The sequence below is a fragment of the Pseudomonas sp. 5.2 genome (assembly GCF_059025405.1).
This window is the reverse complement of the sequence record NZ_JBYBHH010000013.1, coordinates 120267-137561: the sequence shown is the minus strand read 5'-3', so window position 1 is coordinate 137561 and position 17295 is coordinate 120267. Positions and strand designations below refer to the sequence as shown.

17 protein-coding genes and 1 pseudogene are annotated in these 17295 nt (G+C 62.3%); 9 read left to right on the top strand and 9 right to left on the bottom strand.

Annotated elements, in window-relative coordinates; all coding sequences use genetic code 11:
• Window positions 1–5 precede the first annotated feature (5 nt).
• The 3 genes from AC5PZ0_RS19865 to AC5PZ0_RS19855 all read right to left on the bottom strand — a co-directional run bounded on the left by AC5PZ0_RS19865 (window position 6) and on the right by AC5PZ0_RS19855 (window position 1949).
• Window positions 6–950 carry a FecR domain-containing protein gene (locus AC5PZ0_RS19865; RefSeq protein WP_027596313.1) on the bottom strand — a complete coding sequence of 315 codons (945 nt, stop codon included), beginning with the start codon at window positions 948–950 and terminating at the stop codon, window positions 6–8.
• A complete protein-coding gene (locus tag AC5PZ0_RS19860) occupies window positions 947–1432 on the bottom strand; it encodes a sigma-70 family RNA polymerase sigma factor (RefSeq protein ID WP_033694335.1) in 486 nt (161 codons plus the stop codon). Before AC5PZ0_RS19860 ends, AC5PZ0_RS19865 begins: the two co-directional genes overlap by 4 nt.
• A 115-nt stretch (window positions 1433–1547) precedes the next feature.
• On the bottom strand, window positions 1548–1949 hold the full coding sequence (locus AC5PZ0_RS19855; protein WP_099430924.1) for a GFA family protein: 402 nt from the start codon (window positions 1947–1949) through the stop codon (window positions 1548–1550).
• Window positions 1950–2164: 215 nt separating this feature from the next.
• Between AC5PZ0_RS19855 and AC5PZ0_RS19850 the strand changes: the two genes are divergently transcribed.
• The 4 genes from AC5PZ0_RS19850 to AC5PZ0_RS19835 all read left to right on the top strand — a co-directional run bounded on the left by AC5PZ0_RS19850 (window position 2165) and on the right by AC5PZ0_RS19835 (window position 4604).
• Window positions 2165–2692, top strand: a complete 528-nt coding sequence (locus tag AC5PZ0_RS19850; RefSeq protein ID WP_099429701.1) for a DUF3455 domain-containing protein — start codon at window positions 2165–2167, stop codon at window positions 2690–2692.
• A gap of 109 nt (window positions 2693–2801) precedes the next feature.
• On the top strand, window positions 2802–3350 hold the full coding sequence (locus AC5PZ0_RS19845; protein WP_027596316.1) for a sigma-70 family RNA polymerase sigma factor: 549 nt from the start codon (window positions 2802–2804) through the stop codon (window positions 3348–3350).
• Window positions 3347–4054: an anti-sigma factor gene (locus AC5PZ0_RS19840; RefSeq protein WP_027596317.1), complete on the top strand. Its 708-nt coding sequence runs from the start codon at window positions 3347–3349 to the stop codon at window positions 4052–4054. The genes AC5PZ0_RS19845 and AC5PZ0_RS19840 overlap by 4 nt, the downstream gene beginning before the upstream one ends.
• A gap of 94 nt (window positions 4055–4148) precedes the next feature.
• On the top strand, window positions 4149–4604 hold the full coding sequence (locus tag AC5PZ0_RS19835; protein ID WP_027596318.1) for a methyltransferase family protein: 456 nt from the start codon (window positions 4149–4151) through the stop codon (window positions 4602–4604).
• Between the two features lie 126 nt (window positions 4605–4730).
• Here AC5PZ0_RS19835 and AC5PZ0_RS19830 read toward each other — a convergent pair whose 3' ends face one another.
• Window positions 4731–5555 (bottom strand): amidohydrolase family protein, encoded by an 825-nt coding sequence (locus tag AC5PZ0_RS19830; RefSeq protein WP_493855576.1) that lies wholly within the window; start codon window positions 5553–5555, stop codon window positions 4731–4733.
• A complete protein-coding gene (locus AC5PZ0_RS19825) occupies window positions 5531–5809 on the bottom strand; it encodes a hypothetical protein (RefSeq protein ID WP_238216957.1) in 279 nt (92 codons plus the stop codon). Before AC5PZ0_RS19825 ends, AC5PZ0_RS19830 begins: the two co-directional genes overlap by 25 nt.
• A gap of 38 nt (window positions 5810–5847) precedes the next feature.
• On the opposite strand from AC5PZ0_RS19825, the pseudogene AC5PZ0_RS19820 reads away from it, so the two are divergent.
• A pseudogene (locus AC5PZ0_RS19820) lies at window positions 5848–6024 on the top strand (integrase); the annotation flags it as partial.
• Between the two features lie 423 nt (window positions 6025–6447).
• Here AC5PZ0_RS19820 and mtlD read toward each other — a convergent pair.
• The gene (gene mtlD / locus AC5PZ0_RS19815) at window positions 6448–8643 is read right to left on the bottom strand and encodes a bifunctional mannitol-1-phosphate dehydrogenase/phosphatase (protein ID WP_493855575.1); all 2196 of its coding nucleotides are present in this window, start codon (window positions 8641–8643) and stop codon (window positions 6448–6450) included.
• A gap of 505 nt (window positions 8644–9148) precedes the next feature.
• Between mtlD and AC5PZ0_RS19810 the strand changes: the two genes are divergently transcribed.
• A complete protein-coding gene (locus tag AC5PZ0_RS19810; protein WP_493855574.1) occupies window positions 9149–10774 on the top strand; it encodes a methyl-accepting chemotaxis protein in 1626 nt (541 codons plus the stop codon).
• 56 nt (window positions 10775–10830) lie between these two features.
• Here the strand turns inward: AC5PZ0_RS19810 and AC5PZ0_RS19805 are convergent, their stop codons facing one another.
• Both AC5PZ0_RS19805 and AC5PZ0_RS19800 read right to left on the bottom strand, forming a co-directional pair.
• Window positions 10831–11286, bottom strand: a complete 456-nt coding sequence (locus AC5PZ0_RS19805; protein WP_186682475.1) for a type II 3-dehydroquinate dehydratase — start codon at window positions 11284–11286, stop codon at window positions 10831–10833.
• 15 nt (window positions 11287–11301) lie between these two features.
• Window positions 11302–12657: an MFS transporter gene (locus AC5PZ0_RS19800; RefSeq protein WP_493855573.1), complete on the bottom strand. Its 1356-nt coding sequence runs from the start codon at window positions 12655–12657 to the stop codon at window positions 11302–11304.
• A 165-nt stretch (window positions 12658–12822) separates the two neighbouring features.
• Here AC5PZ0_RS19800 and AC5PZ0_RS19795 point away from each other — a divergent pair, with 165 nt between their 5' ends.
• Entirely contained in the window at window positions 12823–13758 is a 936-nt protein-coding gene (locus AC5PZ0_RS19795) for a LysR family transcriptional regulator (RefSeq protein WP_099429695.1), read from the top strand.
• Here the strand turns inward: AC5PZ0_RS19795 and AC5PZ0_RS19790 are convergent.
• The gene (locus AC5PZ0_RS19790; protein ID WP_493855572.1) at window positions 13740–14609 is read right to left on the bottom strand and encodes an AraC family transcriptional regulator; all 870 of its coding nucleotides are present in this window, start codon (window positions 14607–14609) and stop codon (window positions 13740–13742) included. The genes AC5PZ0_RS19795 and AC5PZ0_RS19790 overlap by 19 nt on opposite strands.
• 253 nt (window positions 14610–14862) lie before the next feature.
• Here AC5PZ0_RS19790 and AC5PZ0_RS19785 point away from each other — a divergent pair, with 253 nt between their 5' ends.
• Together AC5PZ0_RS19785 and AC5PZ0_RS19780 are read left to right on the top strand one after the other, a co-directional pair.
• Entirely contained in the window at window positions 14863–16557 is a 1695-nt protein-coding gene (locus AC5PZ0_RS19785) for an alpha/beta fold hydrolase (protein WP_493855571.1), read from the top strand.
• Between the two features lie 112 nt (window positions 16558–16669).
• Window positions 16670–17200, top strand: a complete 531-nt coding sequence (locus AC5PZ0_RS19780) for a P-loop NTPase family protein (protein ID WP_099429692.1) — start codon at window positions 16670–16672, stop codon at window positions 17198–17200.
• The last annotated feature ends 95 nt before the right edge of the window (window positions 17201–17295 follow it).

The window sequence follows — 17295 nt, the reverse complement described above, 5'->3', positions numbered from 1 at the left end:
TGACATCACGACGTGGCAGGCATCAGCCTGACCCAGTAGCGAGTCCAGGTGCTGACTTTCAGCTGCAGCGCCTCGGCAATCGCCACCAGGGCGCGGTCGGTGTCGTCCAGTGGATACACCCCAGCCAGACGCAGCCCGGCCACGTCGTCACTGCAACTCAGCACGCCGGGGCGGTAGCGCTGCAGTTCGGCCAGGGCGCGGCGCAGCGGCCAGCCGTCGAGCACCAGTTGGCCATCGCGCCATGCCGTGCGAGCCATTTCGGCTGGGCGTGGCTCTGGCAGCAGCCCGTTGTCGAAGGCCAGGGCCATGCCTGCTTCAACCCGCACCTCATGGGCGCTCGCGGCGTTGTGCACCGCAACGGCGTGTTCGATAACGGACAGCTCGGTGCAGTCGGCATGCAGGCGCACGGTGAAATCAGTGCCCAGGGCGCGCATGTCGCCATGTACCGTGCGCACCCGCAGCGGGCGAGAGTCAGCGGCGGTGTGTACGGCGATTTCGCCTTCGACCAGGACGATCAGGCGCTGCTCTGCGCTGTACCGGATATCGACCACAGAGGCTGTATTGAGCGTCAACCGCGTGCCATCCTGCAGGGTCAGGCTGCGGCGTTCGCCGGTCGCGGTACGCACATCGGCCAACCAGATGGGGGCGTTGCGATAGCCTGTCCAGGCTACCCCGGCCAGCCCCACACCGAGCACCAGCGTCTTGAGCACCTTACGCCGTCCCGTCCCGATCTGTCCTGCGGCAAGGGTATGCCGTGCCAGCGGGCCATGCACGCCCGCAAGGCCTGCCTGCAATTGCTCCAGGCGCCCCCAGGCCCAACCGTGCAAAGGCGCTTCGTCAAGCCAGGCTTGCCACTGTGCCCGGTTTTCGGCGCAGTCAGGCGCTGCGAGAAAGCGCGCATGCCAGTGTGCCGCTTCGCGCAGGGCCTGGCGCTGGTCGGCGGGGTTCACAGTTGCGCATCAAAAGCGAACAGCAGGCAACGTTCGGTGGCCTTGGCCATGTACTTCGTCACCGAACTGACCGACACACCGAGGCGCTGGGCGACCTCTGGGTAGGTCAGGCCATCGAGTTGCACGTACAGAAAGGTGTCACGCACTTTCTGGCCCAGCCCGTCGAGCATGGCGTTCAGTTGCATCAGGGTTTCCAGCATCAGCAGGCGTTGTTCGGGCGAGCACTCTTCGAGTACCGGCTGGCTGGCGAGGAACTCCAGGTAGGCCTGCTCAAGGTTGCGTCGGCGCAGCTGGTCGATCATCACTCGCCGCGCCACGGTGGCCAGAAAGCTGCGAGGCTCTGCCAATGGCTGGCGTAGCGCGCTGCTGATCAGGCGCAGAAAGGTGTCCTGGGTAATATCGGCCGCCCGGTCTGCATTACCCAGGCGCCTGCGAATCCAGCCTTGCAGCCATTGGCTGTGGTCGCGGTACAGGGCGTGCATCTCATCATGCCGGGCTGATGCGGGCGGCTGGGGGTAGGGCACCTGGATCTTCCTGATTATAAAGTGCGGATAAGAATTGATCGCAATTATAGGGGTATCAGGATGCTTTGCAATCTCAGTCAGTTTGAGGCACTGCGCTGCAGGGCGCGTACCACGAGGCAGCAGAATCGAGGTGAAGGTGTTTCTGCTGCTTGGGCAGGACAGGCGTATCAAGCGTGCCCAGCGCTATCGATATCCAGTCGGCAAACTCACCTTGGGTGCGTGACCAGAACAGGGTCGAGCCGCACTCCACGCAAAACTCCCGCGCTACCAGCGGCGAGGACGCATAGGCCTTGATACTGGTGGCGCCGCGAAGGATGCGCAGCATGCTGCGAGGAACACTGCCGTAAGAAGCGAATGCTGCCCCGTGCCCTTTGCGGCACTGGCTGCAATGGCAGTGGCTCACGGCCTTTGGCGGGGTAAGCAGCAGGTAACTGACCGCTGCGCACAAGCAGCTTCCTTGGTATGCCTCTTTCACTGGCGCTTCCGTGCAGGTGGAAAACGCCAGCGTAACCGCCTCGGCCTGATGAGTGGACCGTTGCAAGCCTGCACGCCTGCTTCGGCGTCAGCACGGTATCGATTACGAGCATGCAAAAATATTTTTGCGCCAGTGCATCCAGAAGGGCTCTCGATGGGTAGTTCTTATCAGGCAGTCGGTGATTGCCTGACCCATGACCCCACGGAGTTCGCCCCATGATCATCAAGCCCGCTTTCTCCCTGCTCGCCGCCTGCCTTGTACTTGCGTCTGCACCCGCCCATGCCCAGTCGGGCGTCCCGGACGCCGTCAAGGTACCCGACGGCCACGCCATCATGCTGGAAACCGTCGGTGTCGGTGAGATCACCTACCAATGCCGCGACAAGGCCAATGCGCCAGGCCAGACGGAGTGGTTTTTCGTCGGGCCCAAGGCGGTGCTCAATGATCGCAGCGGCAAACCTGTAGGTGACTACTTTGGTCCTCCGGCCACCTGGCAGGCCAAGGACGGTTCGAAAGTGACCGGCACCCAGCTTGCCGTCGCCCCGGCGGCCAAAGGCGATATCCCGTATCAACTGGTCAAGGCCAACCCTGCCGAGGGCAAGGGCGCGATGCAAGGGGTCAGCTACATCCAGCGCCTGGCGACGCGCGGTGGCGTAGCGCCTGCCATGGACTGCACGGCGCAGAGCAAAGGCGCGCAACAAGTAGTCAAGTACCAGGCGGACTACGTGTTCTGGTCGGCCAAGTGACGAGGGCTTGAGCGGCAGGCCAGCGATTGATCATCTACGCTGCTGGACGTGCCCCAGGCCGGTAAGGCAGGGCACCGTCCAGGTTTCATGATGAAGGAACGACCCCATTTTGAATTCGCCCGTTGTTCCATTTGATTTCGAGGGCTGTCTTGCCGCTTGTGCCCAAGGAGACCGCCGTGCCTTGCAGGCGCTCTATGAGCATGAGGGGGCGCGTTTGCTGGGCGTCGCACGGCGCATCGCGCGCGATCAGGCGAGCGCGGAGGATATCGTTCACGATGCCTTTGTGCGTATCTGGACACGTGCTGCCAGCTATGACCCGTCGCGCGGTTCAGCCCGGGGCTGGGTCTACAGCATTACCCGTCACCTGGCACTGAACTTCGTGCGTGACGGCCGCTGGGAAACCGACCTGGACGAGACTGGCATGATCGCGGCTGTAACCCTGGCCCCGGAGCTGGACGACCTGCAATTGTGGTCAGGCTCGGCGAAAATCTATCGCTGCCTTGAGCAACTGCAACCCGCCCCCCAGCGTTGCATCCTGCACGCGTATGTGGACGGTTGCAGCAATGCCGAAATCGCAGCGCTGCTGGGTGCGCCGCTAGGCACCGTGAAGGCATGGATCAAGCGAAGCCTGAAGGCCCTGCGGGAGTGCATGACATGAAGCGTACCCCAGGTGATGACAGCGCCGAGGACCTGGACGACCTGGCAGCCGAGTACGTGCTGGGTACCTTGAGTGGCGAGCAGCGTGCTGCCATGCAGGACCGGTTGAAAACGGAGCCGGCCGTACGCGCCGCAGTGGATGCCTGGGAGGCCCGCCTGCTCGAACTGACCACGCAGGCTGAACCCATCACGCCAAGCCACCGCTTGTGGGGCCGGATCGAGCGCAGCCTTGAAGAGGCTCAACCGTCCGGGCAACCACGCGCTGGCTGGTGGCAGCGGCTTGGACTCTGGCAGGGCTTGAGCGCTGCGGGGTTGGCCGCGAGCTTGCTTCTGGCCTTGGCGCTGCTGACCAAGACACCGCCTGTAACCACCTACATGGTGGTGCTGGTAGCGCCGTCGGGGCAGGCCCCGGGGTGGGTAGTGCAAGCCAACGATGCGAGCATGATCGAACTGATCCCGCTTGGCGTGGACGATGTGCCCGAAGGCATGACCCTGCAGTTCTGGACCAAGGGCGAGCAGTGGCGCGCACCTGTTTCGCTGGGGTTGGTCAAACCGGGCGAACAGTACCGCGTGCCGCTGACGCGCTTGCCTGCGCTTGAGCCGAATCAGCTGTTCGAGCTGACCCTTGAGAAAGCGGGCGGCTCCCCGACCGGTGCTCCAACGGGCCCGGTGAAGTTCATTGGGCGCGCGGTGAAAGTTATATGAGCCCCTGAGGTCTCTATCGTACACAAGCGGCTTGACCCTGAAGTGGCTACAACCCTCACGCTGGTAGCCAGTTTCTCTCTACCGGGCATTCATCATGGACAACCGTATTCCTCCGCCGCTGGTCGCTACCCTGTTCGGCCTGTTGGCGTGGTTCGCAGCTCGACACTTGCCGGGAACACTGGAGCTGACTCTCGAATGGCGCATTGGCCTTGCGCTGTTGGTATTGCTGGCAGGCGTAGCGGTTTGCCTGGCCGGCGTGCTTTCCTTCCGTCACGCACGTACCACAGTCAACCCGCTGAAGCCTGAAACGGCTTCGGCCCTGGTCAGCTCGGGCGTTTACAGGTACACCCGCAACCCCATGTACTTAGGATTCGCCACAGTGCTGATAGCCTGGTCGATCTTTCTCGCCTGGCCGCCAGCGCTGCTGGGCGTGCTGGGCTTCGTGATCTACATGAACCGCTTCCAGATCGGGCCGGAGGAGCGGGCCCTTGCCAGCCTTTTCGGGAGGGAGTTTGCGCAGTACTGCAAACAGGTCAGGCGTTGGCTGTAGAAACGAAACGTCTACCACCTTGCCAGTGGCCGCTCTCGATCCAATGCCACCTTCCTGAGACGCAGCCAGTGCTCTTCTCCACGGGGATAAATGAGCCCGCTTGATTACGAATTCTTCAAGATGGCCTCAAAATGCGACTGACCTACGATGCTCAGCCGTGGCAACCACCTTGCCGCGCTTGAGCACCATCAGCCGTGTCGGCAGGTCGAGAATGACATCGGCCACAGCCCGGCAATCGACCATCACCAGGTCGGCATCATTGCCCACCGCCAAACCGTGGCGTTTCAACCCCATGGCTTTGGCAGGGTTTGTCGTGAGCATCGACAACACGGTGGCCTGATCATCCACGCCGCCCAAGTGGCAGGCGGGAATGGCCAGTTGCGCAATGTGTAACAGGTCGCCAGTGCCATACGGTGTGAATGCATTGCGGATGTTGTTGGTGGCCAGGCAAACCGTGACACCGCCGTCGCGCAGTGCACGCACCGGTGTCAGGGTGCGTCTGACATTGTGACTGTCACCCCGAGCCCCCAGGTGCAGGTCGGTGGCGGGCAGGCACATCACGCTGATGTCGGCCTCACGTAGCAACGCAATCACCTGTGCCCGTCGCGCTGGCGAGGCGGCGGCCAGGCTGGTCAGATGCCCAACGCAGACGCGCCCGTGGTAGCCTTCGGCAATGGTTCGACGTGCCACGTACTCGATGGTCATGTGCTCGGCGTCATCGGCGAAGTCCTGGTGCAAGTCGATGTCTTTGCCGTAGCGCTTGGCCAAGTCAAAGACGAAATCTATGTGCTCCAGCGGCGACACGTCGTTGTAGGGAATGCCGCCCACCACATCGGCCCCCATCTCCATTGCCTGGGCCATCATGGCCTGCATGCCAGGCAGCTTGAGAATGCCTTCTTGCGGAAACGCCACGACCTGGATGTCGATCACCTCGCGGAATTGCTCGCGCAACTCCAGCACCACTTCGAGCCCGGTGAAGCCTTGGGCGGGTCGAACTCGGCATGGGCACGCACATGCGTGGTACCGGCCTGAACCAGTGCGCGCAGCACCTGGATCGAACGTTCGCGGATATCCTCACGGGTCAGTGTGGGCTTCAGTTCGGCGGTGACAGCGATCGCTTCCTTCAAGGTGCCGGAACGGTTGGCCTTGCGCTGCATCACGTTGGCTTTTTCCAGGTGCAGGTGGCCTTCGACAAACCCAGCCACAAGCACTTTGCCGTGCGGTGTGTGTCGACATGGTGCACGTCCTTAGCAGAGTGGTTCTGATGCAGCAGAAAACTCAGCGCCCCGTGCAGTTTGAGATTACAGAGCAAACTCGGCTGGCCCTACAGGCCTGGATACATCAAGCCCATCTGCACAGCGAGGATTGTCTTTTCCCAAGCCGGCTACACGCCTCAGAGCACCTATCCACCCGGCAGTATGAATCGCCCTTGGTTTGGTAGACACCCCGAACGACTGCAAAGGGTCGAAAGCGGTCATTCCCGGTCGACGGTTTGCGACCTAGTGCTGGCGGTGGTCAGTGTTGAGTCAGTCAGTCGTTCACCTCGACATTTGCGGCGCCTGTGAGTTCGAGCGCCGCCCGCGCGGCGCATCGCGAGCTCTGCTCGCTCCTACGTTTGTTTTTGGCCAGTAACGCCTGTGACACGCGCGCGCGACCGCCGGGTTTGTACGACGCACCATCGCGTCATGCGCCCGTTCGCGCGCCAATCCCCCAGGCATGATTGGCCCGAAATAAACGTAGGAGCGAGCAGAGCTCGCGATGCGCCGCGCGGGCGGCGCTCGATTTCCCAGGCGCTGACGATGTCAGGGCGAACACATCGACACACCGCCCTTACCAAACCGCTTCAAGCAACCGGTAGCCAATGCTTGGCCGACGCCCTACCACACTCGGACGACCCCCGCGCCAACGCAGCGGGCAGTGCCCAGTCAGCCCTGTCCCGTTCCAGCAACAGCCGGAAGTTGGCCGAAATGCTTTCGACCAGCTCGGCATCCCTGACCGGGTCCAGCCCCGGATAAGGCTTGCCCTGATACTCCCCGTCATGGGTGAGCACCGCTTCGACACGTTCGCCGCTGGCCGTGTACAGCGCCTTGATCAACTGGGCTTCGCGATCCTTGCTAGCGTTGCCGTGCAGCGCATAGTGAATGGCCAGCGCCGCCCCAAACGCCAGCGCAGGCGTTTGAATGCCATGCTTGCGGGCCAGGTCGATGCTGCTGAGGATGCGCTCGTTACGCTGCAATTTACGCATGGGGTCGCGCCCAACCCGCACGCAAGGGTCCTTGAACGAGGTTTTGCACCGTTCGAGAAACGCATTGGCAAAGCTGCTGACAACCTCTGACATCTGCGGGTATTCGGCCATCAACGCTGGCGCCACTTCCTGATGAATCAGGCGCTGCGCCAGCGCACTGACGCGGGCGTCCCCCATGCCCTGGCCGACCCAGGTGTGCCCCAGCAGGCTCGCATACCAGGCGATGATTGCGTGTGGCCCATTCCATAAGCGGTTCTTGATGATCTGGATCTGGGTAATGTCTGCGACCGTTTTTACCTGGCGCAGCCGCTCCAGCAAATCACTGCCACGCTCCACGTACAGCGGCATGTCGGGCTCGCTGTTGAACAGGATCAGGTGCAACTGGCTCATGGCACTGCTGGATTGTGCAAAGGGCCTGAAGTGCCCGATAAGCCGTTCGTATTCAGGGGCTGGCGTGGCGGGTTTGCGGGTGACCGCTGGCTCATCCTCCAGGCTGTTCTTGAAGATCTGCGACTTGATGCGTAACTGCCGAACCAGCGCGTCATTGCTGATCTTGGAAACGATGCGGCTGACCACCGTTTCGGCAAAATGGGTCTTTTCCAGCACCTGCTTGCACACCTGTGGCGTGCACAGCAGCGCCAACTGCGCCTGCACCTGGCGCCGGACGAACGCCGCACCGCCGATCTTGTTCAACACGATCAGTACGGTCAGCTCCCGCCCCCTGCGTTCGAAGCGCCGCAGCAAACCCTTGGCAATGACCTTGGCCTGATGCGCGATGGCCTGCTCGGGCAGGCTCATGCCGACGACTTCGGCGGCGTTGTACATCTCGATTACCGCCTCTTCGTCGTCCATGTCGATCATGCGCACATTGTCGATGGTCTGGTCGAACGCGGTGGCGCCGTAGCGCACGCTGTAGCGGCCGAACGCAGCGACCGATTCGCGGAGCATGCGCGAACGGGTCGCGGCAATGATTTCGCAGGGGCGTGTGTAGCCGTCCCAATGGGACAGCACCTGGGTCAGGTAGCCGCCCCCGATGGCGCCGAAGCCGTGGATGCCGACGCGGAACTGGTTCAGTGAGGCAGGGAACGCCTCGTCGAGCGCCGGCATGCCCAAGTCGGGCACGCACTCGCTCAAGTCGGCGAGGAACGCGTGCATGCCACGGTAGGCCATGAGCGCGCCGGCCTTGACCTCGGGCGCGGGCGGCTTGATGTCCTCGATCAGGATTGCCTGGCCCCCGGCGCGGATCGCTGAGAGCAGGCCATTTTCCGAGTCCTCGACCATGAAGCACTGGCCGGGTTGGCAATTGAGCGCGCGGGCGGCGTGCAGGAAGATTTCTGGGTGGGGTTTGCCTTGGCTGACTTCGTCGCCGCAAACGGTGATGTCGAAGTACTTGAGCACGTTGGCGTTGATCAGGTACTCCTCGGCGATGGCGCGGCGGCTGGACGTGGCGACCGCCAGGGTCAGGCCGGACTTGCGCAGGCGCTCCAGCACCTCGAGCAGGCCGGCTTTGATCGGCACGCCATGGTTGCGCACGTACGCCAGTTCGAGCTCATCGGCGCGCTGGCGGATCTGCGCATAGGGGAAGTCATCGCCGTTGTGAGCCTTGGCGAGGGCCTCGGCCTTTTTCGCGCTCAGGCCCAGCGAGCCGATCAGCGTTTGCTCGCTCAAGGCGGTGCCGAAGATTTCCAGTGAAGCTTGCTTCAGCGTCCTGAAACGCAGGCGCTCGGTGTCGAACATCGTGCCATCCATGTCGAAGATGGCGCTGTGAATTTTCTTGCCCTGAAACATGATCATTGGGTGTTGCCCCTTTTTTTGCGTGAGACATCCCGCCTTCAGCCACTGAATGGCGAGGCCGGTGCGATGACGGCGTGTGGGCGGTCAGGTAGGGGGCATGCGATCGACAGGGGGGCGCTCGGGGTTGACCCAGAGGTAGGGCGGGACGGCGCGGGGTGTGCAGAGGAGGGTGGCAAGCTTCGCGGCCAGGCGGGCGCCTGGTTTGACGTTGACGTCACGCCCACTGGCTGCTGCTTGGCTTGCAGGCAATGGGCGCACGTAGCGATGGATACGTGTGATTCCAAGCATAAGGTGCTTATCTTCCTTTTCTGATGACTGACGTTCCTTTTTTACCCTTGCACGTATGCGCCGCCACATGCAAGGCGCCGGCAACAATCGTGCGGTTACCGCACACAAGCGCCTCAGGGCCACTCAAGCCCGCAGCGGGCACTCCGATACCTGCTCACCCGCCATCGAAATCCCGATGAGAAGGGGTGCCAACAGGACCATGAGGAGTACTGCCCGTATGTTTGCCGACCTGAAGATCCGCACCGGAATGTTCTGGGTGCTGTCGCTGTTCAGCCTGACCTTGCTGTTCTCCACCGTCAGCGCCTGGCGCGCGGCGGTGGGCAGCGATGAGCAGATCAGCGAACTGGACCAGACCGCGCACCAGTCGGACCGGTTGAACAATGCGTTGCTCATGGCGATCCGCGCCAGCGCCAACGTGTCCTCGGGTTTCATCGAGCAATTGGGCGGTCATGACGAGAGTGCGAACAAGCGCATGGCGCTGTCGGTCGAATTGAACGACAAGAGCCAGAAACTGGTCGATGAGTTCGTCGGCAACGCCCGCGAGCCGGCGCTGCATGCGGCGGCCAAGGAACTGCAGGCCACCTTCGCCGACTACGCCAAGGCGGTGGCGGGGCAGCGTGAGGCGGTGCGGCAGCGCTCGCTGGAGCAGTACTTCAAGGTCAACACCGATGCCGGCAATGCCATGGGCCGCCTGCAGGGGCTGCGTCAGCAACTGGTAGCCACCTTGAGCGAGCGCAGCCAGCAGATCATGCTCGAGTCCGACCGCCGTCTGGAGCGCGCACAACTGCTGAGCCTGGGGCTGCTGGGTGTGACGTTGCTGCTGGCGGCGCTGTGCTGGGCGTTCATCGCACAACGTGTGTTGCACCCATTGCGTGAAGCTGGCCAGCACTTTCAGCGCATCGCCGGCGGCGACCTGAGCGTGCCGGTGGTGGTGCAGCGGCGCAACGAAATCGGCCAGCTGTTCCACGAACTGGAGCGCATGCAGCAGAGCCAGCGCGAAACCCTCGGCAAGCTCAGCAGCTGCACACAACAGCTGGCTGACGCGGCGACGGCGCTGAACACCGTTACCGAGGAAAGCGCCAATAACCTGCGCCAGCAGGGCCAGGAGCTGGAGCAGGCTGCCACTGCCGTCACCGAAATGACCACAGCGGTCGAGGAGGTCGCACGTAATGCTGTCTCCACGTCCGAGACCACGCAGGCATCGAATCAACTGGCCGAAAAAAGCCGCCGGCAAGTCAACGAGAACATCGACGGTACCGAGACCATGACCCATGAGATCCAGGCCAGCAGTGGGCACCTGGAGCAGCTGGTGGGGCAGGTGCGGGACATCGGCAAGGTGCTGGAAGTGATCCGTTCGGTGTCCGAGCAGACTAACCTGCTGGCGCTCAACGCCGCCATCGAGGCCGCCCGCGCCGGTGAGGCCGGGCGTGGTTTTGCGGTGGTAGCGGACGAGGTGCGTACGCTCGCCTACCGCACACAAGCATCGACCCAGGAAATTGAACAGATGATCGGGCGCGTGCAGCAAGGTACCGAAGCCGCGGTTGCCTCAATGCAGGCCAGCACCAGCCGGGCCCAGTCGACCCTGGACATTACTCTGGCGTCGGGGCAGGTGCTGGAAGGTATCTACAGCGCCATCGGCGAGATCAACGAGCGCAACCTGGTGATCGCCAGTGCGGCGGAGGAGCAGGCCCAGGTCGCGCGGGAAGTGGACCGGAACCTGCTGAACATTCGCGAGTTGTCGAACCAGTCGGCGACCGGGGCGCAGCAAACCCGTGCGGCGAGCCAGGCGCTGTCGGGCCTGGTGGGGGAAATGACAGCGCTGGTAGGGCGGTTCAGGGTGTAAGCGCGACGTTCCGAAGTTGCCGAAGGGCCAGCCAGTCAGCGTCCGGTGAAGGGCGGTTAATTATTGGCTGCCCGACGCCGCAGTAAAGCATCAATAGCTCGGATTGCGAGGGGATACCCGTCAGCGCCCATGCCACAGATCACTGTATTGACCACGCCAGACATGATCGAGTGGCGGTGCAGTTCGTCCCGTGCATGAATGTTCGACAGGTGCAGTTCGACCAGCGGTGTGTCGAGTAATTTCAGCGCATCCAGTACTGGAATCGAGTGAAACGAAAGGCCGGCCGGGTTGATGATTACTGCAGCGCCTTGTTCGAAGGCTTCTTGAATCCAGTCGACCATGACGCCTTCGTGGTTGGTTTGGCGAAAGTCGCATATCAGGTCAAGTTCCAGCGCCAGGCTTTCACTGCGTTGGCGGATTTGCTCAAGCGTGGTGTGGCCGTAGATGTGCGGCTCACGGCGACCCAGCAGGTTCAAGTTAGGGCCGTTAAGGATGAAAACGGTGCGATTCATGATTGTCCTGCTGCGTTATTTGGAAAGAAGGGTGGTAGCGCGGGCTTCGACGGCGTCGTCTTCGGCGACGGCGTTCAGGTCGATGCCGCGGGTTTCCCGGCCGGTGATGATCATCGCCAGCGAGATCAGGTTGATCACCGCGCACAGCGTCACCAGCGGCCATGGCGAGTTGTTCGACTGGCTCATCAGCCACACGGCGATCATCGGCATTGGGCCACCGATCACCAGATTGGCGCCTGTGTAGGCCAGTGCCGAGCCCGAGTAGCGGACCTGGGTAGGAAACGCTTCGGCGAAGGCCACAGGCTGGATGCCGCTTTGGAACTGGGTGAAGCCCAGGAACAGCCCCATGATTGCCATGATGGCGGGGACGTTCAGGGTGTTGAGGATTGGGAAGTAGACGAACAGAATCAGCAACGTCATGCACGAACCCAATGCCAGCGCCTTTTTACGCCCCCAACGATCGGACAGATAACCACCGGCAAGCGCACCGAAAATCGCGCACATGTTAGCCACCATCAGCGACATGAACCCTGTCGATTGGCTAAAACCGAGGTGCTTGGTCAGGTAGCTGAGGGAGAAAATCACGATCAAGTAGAACAGCGCAGCGGGTGAGCAGAAGAACAGCATCAGTCGCAGGATGGTTTTGTAATGGCTGCTCACGGCTGATGTGAGTGGGCTCTTTTCCTGTTTGAGCGGGGCCTTCTTCAAGGCCACGAAGGCCGGGGTTTCATCGACTTTCAGGCGGATGAAAATCGCGACGATTACCAGGACGAAGCTCATCAGGAACGGGATTCGCCAGCCGAAGCTTTCGAATTGCTCGCTTGAAAGCGTCGCTGCCAGGCCCATCAATACGCCGTTGGCCAAAATCTGGCTAAGGGGTGAGCACAGGCCGAGCATGCCGGAATAGCGCCCGCGACGGTCGGGGGAGGCGTGTTCCAGCGCCATCAGTTGCGCGCCAGTGGACTCGCCACCCAGTGCGAAGCCTTGAATGATCCGCAGCAGCACCAGCAGGATCGGCGCCCAGATACCCACCTGGCCGTAGGTGGGCAACAACCCCATCAGTACCGAAGCCAGGCCCATCATGGTAACGGTGGCCAGCATCAAGTTGCGGCGGCCGAGTTTGTCACCGAGGTAGCCACAGGTAATGGCGCCCAAGGGCCGCGCGGCCAGGCCGACACCGAACGTTGCCAGCGAAGCGAGCAGGCCTGCGGTGGGTTCCATGGCCGGGAAAAACAACTTGGGCAGAATGGTCGCGGACATCGCGCCATACAACGTGAAGTCGAACCATTCCAGGGCTGTGCCAATGGTCGCGGCGGTCACCGCTTTGCGAGGCATGCGCGAATCATGAGGCGCGTCACTGATTGTGCTCATAAGGGGCTCGTCATTGTTTTTATGGTGTCGGAATACCCACACGATTCCGCTCGGGCTATGCAGTGGAAAGGAATCGTCGAAGTGAATAGACGTTAGCGCATCCTGCTTGCAGAATAATTATCGAAATCACGATAAATAGATAAGCCAGCCTTATGGGTAGCGATTATGGAACTGCGTCACCTGAGAGCCTTTGTTGTCGCCGCTGACCTGCAGCATTTCAGCCGGGCGGCAGAGCAACTGGGCATTGCACAACCGGCACTGAGCCAATTGATGCGAACGCTTGAGTCTGAGCTCGGGCTGACGCTGTTCCGGCGGGAGAACCGCGGCGTGGCGTTGACCGCTGCTGGCGAGGCGTTCCTGCCTCACGCGCGGCAGTCCATCGAGGCCAGCGAACGGGCAATGGCTGCGGCCCGGCGTGCCAAGCGGGGGGAGGTGGGCGAAATCAACATCGGTTACCACTCGGCATTGTTCGAAGCCAATTTGCCGCAATTGCTCCGGCATTACTTCAGCACGTTCCCCGAGGTCAAGGTGTCGCTGGTCGACGCCGGTATTCGCGCGCAGTTCGACATGTTGCTCGACCACAAACTCGACCTGGCCTTTGCCCGGGTGTTCAAGGACCACCTGCCGGACCGTCTGCGCACCCATCCATTCAGCCAGTCCAGGCTCGTCCTGCTCATCCCGGACAACCATGAATTGGCCGATCGCTTCAGCGGGGATCTGTCGACCCTGCGCCACGAAAAGTTCGTGTTTCTCCAGGACAGCACCGGCATCGGCCTGACCTCCCACACCCTCCAGGCGTGCCGGCAGCACCAGTTGCACCCGCAGAACATCATGTATGTGCCGTCGCTGATGAGTATTCCCGGGCTGGTGGCCGCCGGCATCGGCCTGAGCATCGTGCCCGAAACCATGACCCGGCTGACCATGCCGGGCATCCGCATCGTGCCCCTGGCGCAAGCGGAAATGGTCAGTGAACTTTCGCTGATTTCACGGATTGACGAGCGTTCGCGTGCAGTGCTGCACTTTATCGAAGAGGCTCATGCGTGGGGGCTCGGTGGCCCGGCACCGGGCGGGCAGGGCACGGCCTACTTCAGCGGGACGTAGATATCCGTTTGCCATTGCTCCAAGGGCGTTTCCGGGTACGCGCTCAGGTAATGGAAGAACAGCGGATGGTCGCGCAGCTCTTCGTTGCTCGACGGCAACCAGTCACGATAAAGCGGGTAGATGGTTTCGCCAATGTAGTCAGGCGAACCGGTATGCCGAATCACCGCGCAGCGCCCTGCCGGGATAAGCCGTTCGTGCACGCCGAAATCGTTGGGCTGCACAGCCTCGTCCATCTCGCCGCAAACGGCGAAGCGGAAGGCTTGCAACGGTGTGGTGTCGGGGTTGTCGAAGGGGATGCCGAAGGTGCGGCTGCTGGCCACTGGCGATTGGCCGCTGTGCATGCGCCATTGGCGAAAACGCGCGACGCTTTCGCCGACCAGGGCGGGCGCACCTCGGTGTTCGAGCGCGGCTACGCGGGTTTCGGTGAAATCCACGATACGGATCTGCATGGTGATACTCCTGGAACGATGGGGAACAACGAATACCGCACTCCAGGCCTGCCAGTTCGGGGCCTTGGCGAACACGCTCGGCGCCATGCCGAAGGCACGCTTGAAGGCTCTGGAAAAGGCTTCGGGGCTTTCGAAACCAGCGCCGAATGCGGCCTCCAGCACGGACGTTGCGGGCGAGGCGACCAATTGGTGCGCCGCGCGTCGAAGCCGCATCAGTTGCACATAGCGTGAAACCGGAACGCCCATGAACGCCGTGAACTGCCGATGAAAGTGAAACGCCGAGAAGTTGGCGATGCGACTCAGTGCATTCACCGACAGGTCATCTTCGAGATGGTTGTCGATGTAGGCAAGCACGGCTTCGAACCGTTTTGCGTAGGTAGGGCTGTGCTGTGAGTCAGTCAACGAACGGAGCCTCTGGAAGGTGCGGTGAGCGCTAGCATCCTGTGTCCAGGCATCGAGGTGCCTAGCCGTGATTGCTCTTTCGGGGAGTCGTGTTGACCATAGCGTGGATGGCACCGAGTTTGCCGGTGCTTTCGGTCAGATCGCTCCCTCGTCATGAAGTGAAAAACCGCTGTCGTGCGATGAGAAGTGGCCGCAGCCACGGCTGCCTTAGAGTCGGAGCACAACACAACCGTGCCCGGAATCAAGAGCCGCCATGAGCAGATCCACGCAAACGAACGAGACCGTCACCCCCAGCCAGCCACTGGCAGGCAACCCCCTGGTCAGCCTGCGCCCGGCCGACCTGGCCAGTTCAGCCGGCTACCTGCTCAAGGCCGTAGGCACCTCGCCGCTCAAGGCGGGTGCCCATGTGGGGGGCTACCTGAAGGCGCTGCGCGGCATCGTCGCAGGCAACACCAGCATCGCGCCAGACCCGAAGGACAAGCGCTTCGCCGACCCGGCCTGGCAATCCAACGCTTTTCTGCGCGCACTGTTGCAGAGTTACCTGGCTGGCCAGGCAGAGCTGACCCGCTTCATCGAGGCCACCGACCTGGCCCCGCTGGAAAAAAGCCGCGCCCGCTTCGTCGCAGCACAGCTGGCCGATGCCTTGGCACCGAGCAACTCCCCGCTGACCAACCCCGCGGCGCTGCGCAAACTGGTGGACACAGGCGGCATGAGCATGGCCAGGGGCATCCGCCACTTCGGCCAGGACATGCTGAACAACCGCGGCCTCCCGAGGCAGGTCGACAGTACGCCATTCACGGTGGGTGAAAACATCGCCACGGCCAAGGGCGAGGTGGTGTTTCGCTGTGAAATGTTCGAGCTGCTGCAGTTCGCGCCCACCACCGAAAAGGTCTTTGCCCGGCCCTTGGTCATGTCGCCGCCGCAAATCAACAAGTACTACGCCATCGACCTGTCGCCGGAAAAAAGCCTGGTCAAGTGGATACAGGACAGCGGCGTGAGCCTGTTCGTCATCAGTTGGCGCAACCCCACCCGCGAGCACTGCGACTGGGGCTTGTCCGATTATGCGCTGTGCCTCGATCAGGCGGTGGACGTGGCGCGTCGAATTACCCGTAGCCCGGATGTAAACATGTGGGGCTCCTGCTCGGGCGGCATCACCCTGGCGGCCTACCTGGGCTGGCTGGCGGCCCGTGGCGAGGGCCACAAGGTGGCCAATACCAGCTGGGCCGTGTGCGTACTCGACACGGCGTCGGCGCTTAACGACACCACCTTGGGTATGTTCACCACGCCGTCCGCCCTGCGCGCGGCCAAGGCCAGCTCCCGGCGCAAGGGTGTGCTCAGTGGCCAGGACATGGGCCGCATGTTCGCCTGGATGCGCCCGAACGACCTGATCTGGAACTACTGGGTCAACAACTACCTGCTGGGCAACCCGCCGCCGGCATTCGACATTCTCGCCTGGAACAACGACACCACGCGGCTCCCCGCTCAGCTGCACGCTGACTACCTCGACCTCATCCAGCAAAACCCCTACAGCATCCCCGGCACCCTGGAGATTGCCGGCGAGTTGATCGACATGACCCAGGTAACGGTGGGCGCCTATGTGGTGGGCGGCACTACCGACCACATCACCCCCTGGCAAGGCTGCTACGGCACCGCCCGGCTGTTCGGCGAGGACACGACCTACGTGCTGTCCAATGCCGGCCACTTGCAAAGCCTGGTAAACCCACCCGGCAACCCCAAGTCGTTCTACTACGCGGCGCCCGCCGCCGCCGAGGCGCCGGAAACCTGGCTGCAGCACGCCGGGGAGCGCCAGCAAGGCAGTTGGTGGCCGCATTGGCGCGAATGGATTGGGCAGCGTTCCGGCGAAAGCCTGGTGGCGCCAAAGAAGCTGGGCTCGCGCAAGTACCGGCCGCTTTGCCCTGCGCCGGGTACTTATGTCATGGAGCGTTGAGGCTGCCATTTGTTCCTGACGCTGACCCGATGCCAGCCGTCGGCTTCAGCGTCTTGCGCAGGTTGGGTGTATAGTGCGGCCCCGAATTCGACGTGCATTCATGGAGGAACAATTGCGAATCTACATTACGGGTGCTTCCTGTGCCGGTGTGACCACCTTGGGTCAAAACCTCGCGACCGTGCTGGGTGCGCGGCATGTCGATGTCGATGATGCTTACTGGATGCCCACCGACCCACCTTTCACGACCAAGCGGCCTGTCCCTGACCGCGTGAAAGTGATCCAGCAAAAGCTCGGTGACCAAGATTGGGTACTGACCGGTTCCTGCATGGTGTGGGGCGATGCGCTGCTTGCGCACGTCGACCTGACCGTGTTCGTCGTCACCCCCACGCCCATTCGCCTTGAACGGCTGGCCGCGCGTGAAAAAGAGCGCTTTGGCGATCGGATTGCACCGGGTGGCGACATGCACGGGATCCACACGGCCTTCCGCGAATGGGCCTCGCAGTATGACGACCCTAACTTCTCGGGGCGCAACCGAGCGTGGCACGAGGCGTGGTTGGCAGAGCAGAAGTCTGAAGTGTTGCGGGTTGACGGTACGAACAGTACGCAGAAGATGGTTGCCGAGGTGATGCAAGCATTGCCTTAAGCAGATCAGTCACTCGAAGCTGGCGCAGGAGGGGCTTAGGCGGACCGAGTTGACGAGCATGCAGCGTCCTTGTCGCGCAGAAGGGCAAGATCCAG